The sequence below is a fragment of the Nitrosomonas ureae genome (assembly GCF_900206265.1).
Lineage (GTDB): Bacteria > Pseudomonadota > Gammaproteobacteria > Burkholderiales > Nitrosomonadaceae > Nitrosomonas > Nitrosomonas ureae_C.
The window spans coordinates 802,908-816,229 of record NZ_LT907782.1 but is presented as its reverse complement, the minus strand read 5'-3'; the positions used below and the strand labels follow the sequence as shown (position 1 = coordinate 816,229).

Here is a 13,322-nt window from a genome sequence, read left to right as displayed (position 1 = left end):
TTATAGAATTACTGTTTATTCTTATTATAGCAACCATGATAATACTTCCTGAACTACAACATAATAATTTTTACTGCAAAGGAGAAATAATGGACGCAATAATGAATTCTTCACGCATCATTCCTGCAGTGGCAGTTCCGGAAGGTGCCGGAGTTATCGTGCACCGGACGATCGGTACGCCGGTACTGCGCGATTACGATCCATTCCTGCTACTGGATCATATCAGCAGCAATAATCCGGATGATTACATTGCCGGGTTTCCGTCACATCCCCATCGGGGATTCACTACTTTTACGTATATCATTGATGGCCATATGATGCATCAGGATGATATGGGCAATAGCGGTGATCTGCGACCCGGTTCTGCACAATGGATGAAGGCCGCAAGCGGTATTATCCATTCTGAAATGCCGCAGCAGGAAAATGGCCTGCTGCGCGGATTTCAGCTGTGGATTAACCTGCCTGCAGCCAACAAGATGGATCCCCCCGAATATCAGGAATATTCTGCTGAAGCCTTTCCAGTCGTGGAGACTCCGGACTATACGTTGAAGGTTTTGATTGGCCGCTTCGCTGATGCGCATGCACCTATCATGGATAACATTACGGATGTGACTTATTTCGACGTACAAGTACGGCCCGGAAAGCATTTTCAACATCGTTTGCCACCCGGAAAAAATAGCTTGCTTTATGTATTTGAAGGAAGCGGGCAGTTCAATGCGCAAATTGTGCCGTCACACTCCCTTGTTATCTTCGACACTGATGATCATTCGTTTGATTTTATTGCCGGAAAAGAAGGAGCACGATTTATCGTTGTCAGTGGTAAGCCGATTCATGAACCGATTGCGCGTCATGGTCCGTTTGTGATGAATACCCGGGAGGAAATTGATCAGGCCATGTGGGATTTTCAAACCAATACCTTCGTGCGTGATCGTGCCTGGATCAAACGTAATCGATGAAATTATCAATCACTTCTTAAGGAGATACAAATGAATAAAATCAGTCAATTGGTCGCACGAATATTCCTGGGTCAGATCTTTGTAATTTCCGGGTTTCTCAAGATCAGTGGATACGAAGGTACACAAGGGTATATGGAGGCGATGGGTGTGCCGGGTATGCTATTGCCGCTGGTGATAGCACTTGAAGTGGTGGGTGGTTTTGCCATTGTGACGGGATGGCAAACCAAGCGGGTGTCGATGGTATTGGCAGCCTTTACTCTGGCGGCTGCGATGATTTTTCACAGTGATTTTTCCGATCAAATTCAGATGATCATGTTTATGAAGAATATGGCGATCACGGGTGGATTTATGTTATTGATGGCTTATGGTGCAGGTGCGTATAGCATTGATGGTTATCGTATTAGATCTTAGATGACGAATTAAAAAATCATCTGAGCGAATAATATTAATGGTTACTGCATTGATTAACCATCAATGCAGTATTTCTTACTTAACAGTCATCGTGTTCTCGACGGCTGTAACACCGCTAATACTGCGTGCAATCTCGACCGCGCGATCTATGTTGGCTTGGCTGCTGACCGAACCGCTGAGATGGACTACACCTTTTATAGTCTCCACACTGATTTCAAAGGTCTTCAACGATGGATCATTGAAAATTTCCGCTTTGACTTTTGTAGTGATAACAGCGTCATCAATGAATTCTCCCGCTTCACTGGCGTGGACGGACTGAATGCTTAAAAAAGAAACCAATATAATAGATAAAATAAAAGCCAAGAATCGGCTGTTGAATTGTGTCATGATAAAATTCTCCTGAATAAATTAGCTCAGATAAACATCCTAAGTCATTTGATATTTCAATTCCTTATGGATATTCAAGTGGGCGATTTTGTAGTTCTTGCGGAAGGCTTACTTCACAATCGCAATTAAATTATTACAAGAATTAATTACCGTGAATGTGCGCTAACACACTTATTGTTCCAGCATAGTTACTCCTCGAATTTAATAACCCCCTTTTTGTTTCAAAATTTCCCCCGTATTAATTTTTAGCTTGCAATTCTCCGCAATCTTGCTTTTTGGAGACAGGGCGGGGGTAGGTAGAACAAATTTTTTTGTACGGTGACGTACAGACGGAAACGATGATTAACCTGCACTATTACACTTCCTATTAATAACACGAAAGGATTAATATCATGATTAGAGAGAAAAAAACAGCCTTGATATTTATTATGAGCGCGATTTTTGTATTAGTCAGCACCAGTATATCCGCACAATCGCCTCAGCCACAAAACAATATCAATCGGGATTCAATGGGAAGCTCGCAATCCGATTCTCTCTCACGTGATCTTTCACGTGATGGTTCTCAAGACAATCCTAATAACCCTGCAATTGTTAATCCCAATGACCCTACAGGAGTAAATTCGAATATGCCTGGGTCACCGGGAGCACCCACAAGCAATCCGTCGGGAATGAATTCAAATGTTCCATCCGGCACCAGTCCAAGCAATCCTTCCGGATCAAATTATTAGACCAAACTGTAATGAACTAGTTGAACTTGTGGTTGGTTGAAGAAATTAGTTTCTGCGGATGCGGTCTCCCGCCCCTTAGGGCGGGTTCTTCATGAGAACAGGTGTTCTTAAGTGATGTGAAAAAAGTAATTTTTATGAGCTGTAAATAACTGGCGCCTGGTGTTTTTGAAGATAGTGCATCACTTCGCAGAATAAACTAAACCCGTGGTTAATTATTTAAAATAAAAGGGATTTTTGTAATGTATGCATTTGGGAGGCGACGCGTATGATTGGGGATCTGAGATGAAACCACACTTTACGGATGGGTTGGAGAGTTCTGTTGTATATTCGATATTCGAGCTGTTCAAACATACGCGGCAATATTCAGAAACGCTCATCAAAAATTTAAACGCAGAAGACTGTCAATTGCAATCCATGCCGGATGCCAGCCCTGTGAAATGGCATTTGGCTCATACTAGCTGGTTTTTCGAGATATTTTTACTGGTACCGCATTTACCCGGGTACAAGATTTTTAATGATCATTTCCAGGTTTTATTCAACTCTTACTATAACGGTATAGGAGAGCAATTCACTCGATCTTTGCGTGGTTTACTCGCGAGACCCAGCTTGCAGGAGATATTAAGTTATCGACATCATGTTGATAATTATATTGAAGACTTGCCTTCTCATTATGCTGAAATACCCCTTCATTTAAGTGAAATTCTGATGTTAGGTATTCATCACGAAAAGCAGCATCAGGAATTATTATTAATGGATATTAAGCACGCACTTTCGCTCAATCCAATGAGTCCAATTTATTCATCAGCACTGGAAAATGCACCTCGCCATAGTGCAGTTTCACCTTTGGAATGGATTGATTTTGAAACAGGCATTTTTGAGATGGGTGCCAAAGATACAGGATTCTCTTTTGATAATGAGAAACCTCGGCATGATCGGTTGATACAAAGTTTCAGATTAGCCTCCCGCTTGGTTACCAATAAGGAATATTTAGCATTTATAGAGGATCAAGGCTACGAGAATCCTCATTATTGGCTTTCTGATGGTTGGTCAAATGTTAAACAGAATGATCACAATGCGCCGCTTTATTGGACAAAAAAAGATGATAGCTGGTACGAATTTACACTGTCGGGTCCAGAACCGCTGGATTTGAATAAGCCGGTCTGTCACGTTAATTATTATGAGGCCAATGCTTTTGCTGCATGGGCTGACAAACGCTTACCTACCGAAGTGGAATGGGAATATGCCAGTCAATCAGAAAATATTTTCGGGAATTCCGGTGAATCTGCGCATTTACACCCCCGGGCAGCTGAAGGCGATGGGCTTTTGCAAATGACAACAGAAGCTTGGCAATGGACAGGTAGTGCTTACATGCCTTATCAAGGTTTTAAACCGTTTACGGATGTGGCAGGCGAGTATAACGGTAAGTTTATGGTAAACCAAATAGTACTGCGTGGTGGGTCATGCTTGACGCCATCGCAGCATTTAAGAAGTAGTTATCGGAATTTTTATTATCCCCACCAATCTTGGATGATGAGTGGAATTCGTCTCGCAGAGGATGATTATGCCTGTCGTAACTGAAGAAACACTGACCCCTATCGCGGACCTCGATTTCTTGTCCGATGTCTATCAAGGAATGGATAGCGCGCCCAAGACTTTACCCTGTAAATATTTTTATGATGAGCAAGGTTCTTGGTTGTTTGAAAAAATAACTCAATTAAAAGAGTATTATCTAACTCACGTTGAGTTGGATATCTTGGATCATCATATCGAAGAAATTGCGTCACAGCTCGGACCGCATGCAATTATCATCGAGCCGGGTTGCGGAGCCGGACATAAAGTACAAAAAATACTCCATGCCATTGAGCAGCCCAAGGCTTTTATTCCATTTGAAATATCCGGGGAGATGCTGAGCTATTCGGTGAACAGACTAAGCGGCCTATTTCCGCATCTGGACATTCAGCCGTTAGAAGGCGATTTCACCAATGAAGAGGTTGTAAAGCAAATAGTCAGTGAAACAAACCTGGAAAATTCATCCAATGTGGTGTTTTTCCCGGGATCGACCCTAGGTAATTTTTCCCGGTCTGAGGCGGCCGACATTTTAAGAAATTTTAAAAGATTGAGCGGGAGCAATGGAAAAATATTGCTGGGGATTGATCTGATTAAAGATCGGGATGTGCTTATTCGGGCATATGATGATGCGGAAGGTATTACTGCCGAATTCAATAAAAATATACTGACCAGAATCAACACCGAGCTGAATGGAAATTTCGATGTTCAGAACGGTTTCAAACACAAAGCTATTTTCAATGAAGATAACAGCTGCATAGAAATGCATCTGGTTTCTTGTAAACCTCAAAGTGTTACGATAGCAGGGAGAAGTTTCGATTTCGAATCAATGGAGACCATTCATACTGAAAGTTCTTATAAGTATTCAATCGAGTCAATAACTTCCATCACCGATGAAGCAGGATTAGTATTGGAAAAATACTGGTGCGATAATAGAGACAGGTTCGCGCTGTGTCTATTATCGGTTTAATCGTTCGAATACATCGAGATAAATTTATTCTATTGATCATGCTTCATTACGCGCCAAACGGATGCCGGAAAATTGCCAACGTGTTTCTGCAGGAAAGAAATTCCGCATACTGGGACGAATGCGTTTTCTTGGCGTGATACAGGAGCCACCCCGCAAGACATATTGATTTACCATAGACTCGCTATTATATTCGCCCACAGCTACATCCCAAATGTCGGATTTAGGCTTGCTCCTATTGGATTTTTTTGGATTGTAGCCAGGGTAGGGCGAGTAGCTTGATTGTGTCCATTCCCAGGCAGAACCGTAAAGTGCATTGATTTTAACGGTTTTACCGATGACCGTATGATGGGGATGGAAATAATTGTTATCCGCAAAATCCCCTTCGATCTTTTGCCGGGATGCTGCATTTTCCCATTCCGCTTCGGTAGGCAGGCGTGCATCACACCATTGCGCAAATGCACTGGCCTCATAATACGATATATGAATCACGGGAAGATCCAAGTCGAGCGGAACAAGCCCATGAAGTGTGAATTCTTTCCATTCTCCAGCTTCATAGCGCCAATAAAGAGGATGTCTGCAATGGGCGGATTTGATCCAATTCCAACCTTCTGAAAACCAAAAGCACGGATTATCATAACCATTGTCTTCAATAAATTGCAGGTATTCTCCATTAGTGACCAAACGTGATGCCAGTTGATAAGGGTAAAGATACTGCTTGTGGCGTGGCGATTCATTGTCATAGCTAAAACCTTCTCCTTCATAGCCAATCTCTATTATACCGCCATCAAAACTATGCCAATCCAGTGGAACGGATATGCCTGAAGCAGTTGCGCTCAGGTTGATTTCCGGCTGGTAAATCGGGTTCAATGGGTTTTGCGATAGCAGGTGCTTAAGGTCTGCCAGCATGAGTTCCTGATGTTGAAGTTCATGATGAATCCCCAGCGTAATTATCATCTGTAGTCTTTCATCTTCGGTGACTTGTTGCGATAGATGGGTCATGCGCTCATCAATGTTGTGACAATATTCGCGTGTTGCTTTTAAAGAGGGCCGGGTGAAGAAACCGCGTTTCGGATCCGGATGCGGCACATTGGATGAATTGTAGGAACTGAACATCGTGAGAAACTCTTGCTGGAAAGGTTGGAATGCTGCCTCATAATGTTGGAGAACAAAAGCTTCAAAGAACCATGCGGCATGTCCCAAGTGCCATTTGACCGGACTCGCTTCCGCCAGGGATTGAACGCTGCAGTCTTCTTCAAACAAGGGTTCGATCAGTTCCAGAGTGCGGCTTCTTACCGCACTATATTCATCAATTAAGATTTTGATATCCATTTTTTAATTCCAGGAAAATGGGGACTAGCTTTTCCCCGATTAAGTTAAAAAATAGTGATATAGAAACCGAGTAAGTTCTTCACATATAAGTGGCTTCTACTTGACCTTAAGTTGGTTGTTAATCTGTTTCACATCGGGAAATTGCTGAATAATCGAGCTGGCCAGTTTTCGTTGAGATTCCGTTTCGACGAACCCGCTTATTCTCACTGATCCATTAGCTGCCTCGACATGAATGGCGGCGGCCTTCAATTCTTCCGCTTCAATCAGCTTTGCCTTTATTTTCATGGCTAGAATGATATCTTCACGGGGTGTTTCTTCTGTCGCATCAGGATTAAAACCAGCGCAACTGGTCATGCTCAATATCATCAATAGATATCCTATAATCCCTACGTGACGCAAGGTGTAAATCATGCGCTTCTCTCCTTTTTGTGCAAAATCAGAGCGCCTTCTTCTTGCGCGCTTCATTTATTGCGCCTATCAGACCGCCACACCGTATATTTTCTTCTCCACCCGTTTGCTTATCTTCTTGTTCCTCTTGGATAAATGAATACAAACTTACAATGGGTGCTGAAGGTAATAATGCGAGTGAAGCTGCACCCCTGAGTATTGCGGAAGCACCCGGGGTAAAAGTGGGTTTCTTGAAAGTGCCTGCTATATGGAGCGGTGCGCGCGCTGAGAAAATGCTCAAATCCTTGGGCTTGGGATCAATAATCAGATCCAACTCTTCATTATTTAAGTCAATGGTTCCTTTGCTTAGAAATAAAGTGTCCTGAGTATCCACAATAAAATTGTCCATATTCATAACGCCGCCATTGATTGGAAGATCCACATAAGCACAATTGATTTTACCATCATCGTCTTTATCGAATAGCGCCACTAAGGCTTCGCCCACATCAAGCCCCGCCAGTTCAACCAGCAGATCATCCAATTGCCCGCCTGTCATTATCATCAATAATCCCCCATCAGCCGACGCCGACATTTCTGCAACGGAATTTCCTGTGAGCCAGAATATACCCTGACCGCCTATTAATCCGGCGCTGTCATCAGCGATTTCAAAGCGGCGTAAAACCTCGCCCAGTTGAACATGGCGTATTTCGGTTTCAATCTTGCTTTTGGCGGGTTGCGTTCTGGTGTTTAATTCAAGACGTGTGCGAATATTTCCGGTGGCTACCCCAAAATTCAGGGGCGCAAGTTTCAAATGCCCATCATCTATGATTACCTGCAGGAAGAGATCATCTACAGGTAGTTTTGATTTAACCTGTCGGCTACGTAAAGTAATTTCGGCATTGATAGCCTGTAATTCCTTAAAATCGATCGAATCGTCGGGCAAGACAAAAGGATTTTTAGTTTCTTCTTTTGCTTTTTTCTCTTGAGCTGAGGATGCAGTTTCACCGGCACCTGTATCGGGAGCAAGACCGATCAATGGTCCAATATCATCCAAATCTATTGTTTTAGATCTTAGATCAGCCTGTATAAAAGGTACTGTCTCGCTTAACTTCACACTGATCATTCCGGCAAGATCACTATCTCCTACTTGTCCATTCAGATTGCTGATTTGCCACGTATGTCCATGATGGGACAAATCACCTTCTAATCGATAAGGAGGTAAGCTGGGCATAGGCAATCCGAGGATGGGTGATAATAGTTCGGGGTTAGGGCCTTGTATTGCAAATTGCAAATCCAGGCCTTTGAGCTGCAAAGGCTGCATTACAGTGCCTTTGACTTTGACACGAGTTTTTCCGGTTTGTAAGCTTAAGGTTAGTGGATAAGGTATATCAGCTTCCCGCAATGCAACCAAAGGGCCTGCCTTTAAATTTATTTGCAGCGGATGTCCTTTCAGCTTTCCTTCGGCGTATAACTTGGTAAATTCTTCTTCGTGCGCCGCTTCCTTAATGGTAGCCAAGGTTGTGATAATTTCTGTATCAACTGAAAAATCCTGATAAACAAGGCGGCCTTCCGTGATGCGCAAACGCTCAATAAGCGGAATATCTGTTTTGCTTTCCGGATTACCTGTATCCGCCGTAAATTCCCAATTAGCCTCGCCTTGCGGGGATTTCTGTAAAATTATATGGGGCCGGGTAAGGATAATCTCAGGAAATAACATACGGCCCTTGATCAATTCAATCAGATCGATACGCACATCCAATGCCGCCAGTTCGAGCATGTTAGGTTGTTTGCTCCAAGCTGCATTCTCAAACTGTATCTGTTCAAGTCTGATATGGGGCGTTAAAGACCAATCGACTGTCAAATTGCCGTTAATCGTGAAATCACGATCGGTCAAATCACTAATTTGTTGTGCAACGATTGCTCGCGCCCAATTCCAGTTTTGCAATGAGATTAGCAATACGAGTAAAAAAAATAGTGCGAAAAAAGAAATTCCGATCCATCTGACGGCATTCATTTTTATCACCTATTTTATGACACGAATTGTTAATTTATTTACCGGAATATTCATGACGTAATCTATAAAACAAGCTTTTCTGGATAAACGCTCAGAATGCATCATTATTAAAAATGAGTAAGAATCATTTGGGGATCATTCGAAATGACAATTATCCAGACAAATCCTAAAGTTGCTTCATATAGGCCACCAGATCGGATTTTTCCTCATCCGTCAGTTTAAGCTGCAACACCAGATTAAAAAATTCAACGGTGTCTTCAAGGGTAAGCAGACGACCATCATGCAAATAAGGCGGACTGTCTTTAATACCGCGAAGTGTAAAAGTTTTCATTGGTCCATCGCCGGGTTCATTCAGAAAACGCTCAAGTTTTAAATCATGCATTTGATTATCAAGGAATGCAGGGGGCTGATGGCAATTGGCGCATTGTCCTTTACCAAAGAAAATATTTTCGCCTCTGATTTCTTTTTCAGTCGCTTTTGAGTGATTCAGCCGACCATTGTCATCCAATTTGGGAGCAGGAGGGAAGTCCAGCATGTTTTGAAACTGCGCCATGTGGCTCACATGAATTCGATCAATCATGGGGAATCCTTTTTTCATGGCGTGTATGGGATCGCCATTAAAATAAGCGGTACGGAACTCAAACTCTGTAAAGTCTTCAATGGAGCGCAAGCTGCGTTTTGAGCCATGAATTTGTTGACTATAAACGCCGCGCAAACTCGTGGTATCCAATCGAATGCGCCGTTCCTGCGGGCGCATATCGGGACTTAAATGAAATTGTCCTGTGGTATGGCCATTGACATGGCAATCAAAACAGGTCACGCCAAGGCTGGGTTGGGCGCTTTTACGATCATCTGTAGGATTGAATTCTTCTTGCGGCAATGGCGTGAGTAGCATTTGTAATCCAGTCAATTGGACAGGAGTCAGTATGTCTTTGAACAAACGATAGAAATTATTAATGGAAATAACCTCGCCGCGTGAAACATCCCCTAGTTCAGGCCTGTTCTGAAGAAAAATAGCAGGCGGAAATTCTGGCAGAAAAGCTTCCGGCAAATCAAATTCAACGTCGAATCGCTCCAATCTCGGAAACATTGAAATTTGCATGGGAGGAAAGACCTGTCCGCCAGTTACCTGCTTGGGGTGTGGTAATGCGGGATAAGGAAAGAGATTATTATTGCGGATTTCTTCGGGAGACATGTCGGCTAGTTTTTGCCAGCTTATTTTGTTTTTCAGAATGGCAGTGGGGCCAACTGCAAGCGGCTTGCCACGAGTCATGGTTACTTCCGGATCGAAACGTGGCGTGAGATCGTAACGGCTTAGCAGTAATTTGTGCTGGGTTTTACTGATTTCCGGTTGTTGCGCCATATCGGATTTCATCGTTTCCTCAAAGGCTTGCATAGGCTTTTTAGCATTGAGGGCATCCCTGTAAAAATCAAACCCGAGAATTTTTCCATTATCCGGTTGCTGCTGGAAGGCGCTTGAAGAAGGCAGAGCACTGGAAGCATCGAAAATATAAGAGCGGTCATGCTCACTTTTTTTCTGTTCTGGGTTGGGATGAATAGTCTGTGCATTCATTATTGCGTCATTCTTCCGCTCGGGTAATACGTTATCACTTTTGCTTATGGCATTATTGATCCCCAAGCCAAGACCGCTCATTCCCAGTACCGTCAAAAATAAAATATTTACTTTCTTCATATGAATTGCTCCACTATCAAGACATCAACTGAACATGAAGTAACCTTCATGCAAAATAAAACAACCAGTAATTGTGATTAATTGTGTTTTTTATTCTTTCATTCCATGGGAAATCTATCTGTACGTAACCGCACACTACTTTGATCTTTCAAGAGAATGATTACGTGAAAATTGTTGAGTGCGCGCGCTGGATCGAGTTCTATGCATGTGATGAAGATGTTTCTCGGCGACTATTCTTTAACCTAATGAAATAACTATAGAAATATAAGATTTGAAGGGAAACGCCCCGATGCGCAGATAGAAGGGCTAGGGGAGATGCGCATCGAGGGTTCAGATCCAGTCATCCGGCTAGGCTAATGAGGCTTACCCTGACTGGTGCGGTCGACTCATTAAAAAGAAGTATGAGCGCTGTTGATCATTTTAGATTATTCGGATTATCTTTCTGTGCGCTTTCTAACATACGAAGCGATTTAATTGATCAGTGAAATTTGTTGTGTTTTACACGATGTGATATAGCGGGCTGGGATATCAACGTCAACAAAGAAGCAAAGCAGCGATATGCGCTTATGATATTTCTACATCAAGTACCGGCTTTTCTCTTAAAATTGATGAGTCATAAATTGGAGAATTACGCTGTGCGTAGACAGGTGAACATTTGATTGTGCAACGGGTGCATTTACATTTATTAACGCTGTGCTGCTAATCGTGATAGGTCATTGTTCAATGATATCGATATTTTTAGCCTTTAGCAGTCGATCTGTTCGATTGATAAAGGGTTCACGGGCTCGGGATTTACGGACTCAAATAATAAAACTATCACAGTACCCTATCACAGTACCGTAGGTTTATTGGTTAATTCATTTTTGTCTTTTTGGGGATCGTAAGGAAAATGGGTTTCTAAAAGCTCACTAATGGCATGGATGCCCTGAATGAAACCAGCTTCGAATTGTCGTTGACTAAATAAGGATTCCATACTATGACAAATATTTTCCCATTCCGCGTTGGAAATTTTCGCGTGAATGCCACGATCCACAATGATTTCTACATCACGATCCGCCAGTAACAAATAAATGAGCACACCATTATTCTGCTCGGTATCCCATACTCGCAATTGTGAAAAAACTTCAATAGCACGCTCTCGGGCGGTTTGATTTTTAATCAGAGCCAGGGTATTGAGCGTACCTTCTACAGCAATGCAAATTTCACCGCTATGATTCATTTCCGATTGCTGAATTGTTTGTTCAATAGCGGTTAGGGTGGCAGTGGGAAATACACGTCGAAGCAACCATTGTCCGGAAGATAGATGACGCATTATACGAACTAAATTCATTTACCATCTCCCCGAGGCACCGCCGCCGCCAAAGCTGCCGCCGCCTCCGCTGAATCCTCCACCCCCCGGGCCGCCGCCTCTAAAATCAGAATTTGACCAATTACCTCGCCCGGTGCGGTAGATTCCCGGATTGATATGAATGAATAAATTCAGAATGAATACAATAGTGGCGATGAGTATAGCGATTGCTACCGAAGAGAATAATGTCCAACCGACAAATCCTAGACCAACACCCGTTACGCTGGCTCCGACAATACGTCCGAGGTGTACTTGCAATATTCTTCCTATAACAGTGGAAAAGATCAGAATGACGATCAAGTTTTCAATGTTTGTGTGTGCACTTGACGAAATATTGTTGTGTGTGTTGCTTGGGAGGGGCAGGGTCTCGCCATTGATCAAGCCTATGATTGCATCAATACCTGCCTGAATACCTTCGGCAAACTGTCCCTGTTTAAATCGAGGTGTAATGATTTCCGAGATAATCCGTTTCGCTGTTGCATCCGGTAGCGCCCCCTCCAAACCATAACCAACTTCAATACGAAGCATTCTGTCGTTTTTAGCAATCAGTAGCAAGACACCGTCGTTAATATCCTTGCGTCCTATTTTCCACGCCTCAACAACCTGCATAGCATATTGTTCAATCGCATAAGGTTGAGTGGTAGGGACAATCAATATTGCAATTTGACTACCTTTCGCTTTCTCAAATGCCACTAATTGATGTTCCAATTGTGCAGTTTGTTGAGCTGAGAGTGTGCCGGTTAAATCAGTTACATGGACTTTAAGAGATGGAATGGCCATTTCTGCCCTGACTGAAGTAATTGCCAATAGAATTGTGAGTAGAGTAATAATCCTGAAAAACATGATTTTGATTCTGAGGATTGATTCTTGGTTGATTAATCTAACTTGCATAAGATGGATGATAGCCGGGCTTATTTATCTTCCGGTCTCGGTGTATCAAAATCGATCTTTGGCGCAACAGAAATCTCATTTTCATTTTCCACGGTGAAACCGGGCTTTGTCTGAAATCCAAACAGCATGGCTGTGAGATTGCTGGGAAAAGACCGAACAATCGTATTGTAGTCCTGAACCGCCTTGATATACCGATTACGTGCTACAGTAATGCGGTTTTCGGTACCTTCCAATTGTGCTTGTAAATCACGAAAGTTGGCATCCGATTTTAATTCGGGATAATTCTCGATTACGACCAGCAATCTTGAAAGGGAACTGGACAACTCCTCTTGTGCATTTTGGAATTTAGTAAATGATTCGGGATCGTTGATGAGTTCCGGGGTTGCCTGAATACCGCCAACTCTGGAACGCGCATTCGTAACGCCAAGCAACACATCTTTTTCCTGAGCAGCGAATCCCCTAACGGTATTGACCAAATTAGGTATTAAATCCGCACGCCGTTTGTATTGATTCAGCACTTCCGCCCAACTGGCTTTAATCTGCTCATCAGTGGATTGAAGCGTATTGTAGCCGCAGCTACTTAAAACAAGTACAAAGAGAATGGACGCTGCTAATTGCAAATTGCGCATAAATCTCTCCAAA

At 42.9% G+C, this 13,322-nt stretch carries 13 protein-coding genes; 5 read left to right on the top strand and 8 right to left on the bottom strand.

All coding sequences use genetic code 11. The features are described from left to right. Positions 1-89 precede the first annotated feature (89 nt). Both CPG39_RS03710 and CPG39_RS03705 read left to right on the top strand, forming a co-directional pair. The gene (locus tag CPG39_RS03710; RefSeq protein WP_096292081.1) at positions 90-956 is read left to right on the top strand and encodes a pirin family protein; all 867 of its coding nucleotides are present in this window, start codon (positions 90-92) and stop codon (positions 954-956) included. A gap of 30 nt (positions 957-986) precedes the next feature. Beyond that, entirely contained in the window at positions 987-1,367 is a 381-nt protein-coding gene (locus tag CPG39_RS03705) for a DoxX family protein (RefSeq protein ID WP_013647886.1), read from the top strand. Between the two features lie 75 nt (positions 1,368-1,442). Here the strand turns inward: CPG39_RS03705 and CPG39_RS03700 are convergent, their stop codons facing one another. Further along, positions 1,443-1,754: a BON domain-containing protein gene (locus tag CPG39_RS03700; RefSeq protein WP_096292080.1), complete on the bottom strand. Its 312-nt coding sequence runs from the start codon at positions 1,752-1,754 to the stop codon at positions 1,443-1,445. 392 nt (positions 1,755-2,146) lie between these two features. On the opposite strand from CPG39_RS03700, the gene CPG39_RS03695 reads away from it, so the two are divergent. The 3 genes from CPG39_RS03695 (at position 2,147) to egtD (ending at position 5,018) form a co-directional block, all read left to right on the top strand. Beyond that, positions 2,147-2,482 carry a hypothetical protein gene (locus tag CPG39_RS03695; protein WP_096292078.1) on the top strand — a complete coding sequence of 112 codons (336 nt, stop codon included), beginning with the start codon at positions 2,147-2,149 and terminating at the stop codon, positions 2,480-2,482. Positions 2,483-2,764: 282 nt separating this feature from the next. Continuing rightward, the gene (egtB, locus tag CPG39_RS03690; protein WP_231990385.1) at positions 2,765-4,060 is read left to right on the top strand and encodes an ergothioneine biosynthesis protein EgtB; all 1,296 of its coding nucleotides are present in this window, start codon (positions 2,765-2,767) and stop codon (positions 4,058-4,060) included. Continuing rightward, on the top strand, positions 4,044-5,018 hold the full coding sequence (gene egtD / locus CPG39_RS03685) for an L-histidine N(alpha)-methyltransferase (protein WP_096294247.1): 975 nt from the start codon (positions 4,044-4,046) through the stop codon (positions 5,016-5,018). The genes egtB (CPG39_RS03690) and egtD overlap by 17 nt, the downstream gene beginning before the upstream one ends. 36 nt (positions 5,019-5,054) lie before the next feature. Here egtD and egtB (CPG39_RS03680) read toward each other — a convergent pair whose 3' ends face one another. The 7 genes from egtB (CPG39_RS03680) to CPG39_RS03650 all read right to left on the bottom strand — a co-directional run bounded on the left by egtB (CPG39_RS03680) (position 5,055) and on the right by CPG39_RS03650 (position 13,309). Beyond that, positions 5,055-6,347: an ergothioneine biosynthesis protein EgtB gene (egtB, locus tag CPG39_RS03680; RefSeq protein ID WP_096292076.1), complete on the bottom strand. Its 1,293-nt coding sequence runs from the start codon at positions 6,345-6,347 to the stop codon at positions 5,055-5,057. Between the two features lie 96 nt (positions 6,348-6,443). Continuing rightward, positions 6,444-6,758, bottom strand: coding sequence for a BON domain-containing protein (locus CPG39_RS03675; RefSeq protein ID WP_172424075.1), 315 nt, complete (start codon positions 6,756-6,758; stop codon positions 6,444-6,446). Positions 6,759-6,783: 25 nt separating this feature from the next. After that, positions 6,784-8,748, bottom strand: coding sequence for an AsmA family protein (locus CPG39_RS03670; protein WP_096292074.1), 1,965 nt, complete (start codon positions 8,746-8,748; stop codon positions 6,784-6,786). 166 nt (positions 8,749-8,914) lie between these two features. Beyond that, on the bottom strand, positions 8,915-10,441 hold the full coding sequence (locus tag CPG39_RS03665) for a cytochrome B6 (protein ID WP_096292073.1): 1,527 nt from the start codon (positions 10,439-10,441) through the stop codon (positions 8,915-8,917). A gap of 829 nt (positions 10,442-11,270) precedes the next feature. Further along, entirely contained in the window at positions 11,271-11,771 is a 501-nt protein-coding gene (locus CPG39_RS03660; protein ID WP_096292072.1) for a TPM domain-containing protein, read from the bottom strand. After that, positions 11,772-12,569 carry a YgcG family protein gene (locus CPG39_RS03655; RefSeq protein ID WP_331716183.1) on the bottom strand — a complete coding sequence of 266 codons (798 nt, stop codon included), beginning with the start codon at positions 12,567-12,569 and terminating at the stop codon, positions 11,772-11,774. A gap of 131 nt (positions 12,570-12,700) precedes the next feature. Beyond that, positions 12,701-13,309 carry a LemA family protein gene (locus tag CPG39_RS03650; protein ID WP_096292071.1) on the bottom strand — a complete coding sequence of 203 codons (609 nt, stop codon included), beginning with the start codon at positions 13,307-13,309 and terminating at the stop codon, positions 12,701-12,703. Positions 13,310-13,322 lie beyond the last annotated feature (13 nt).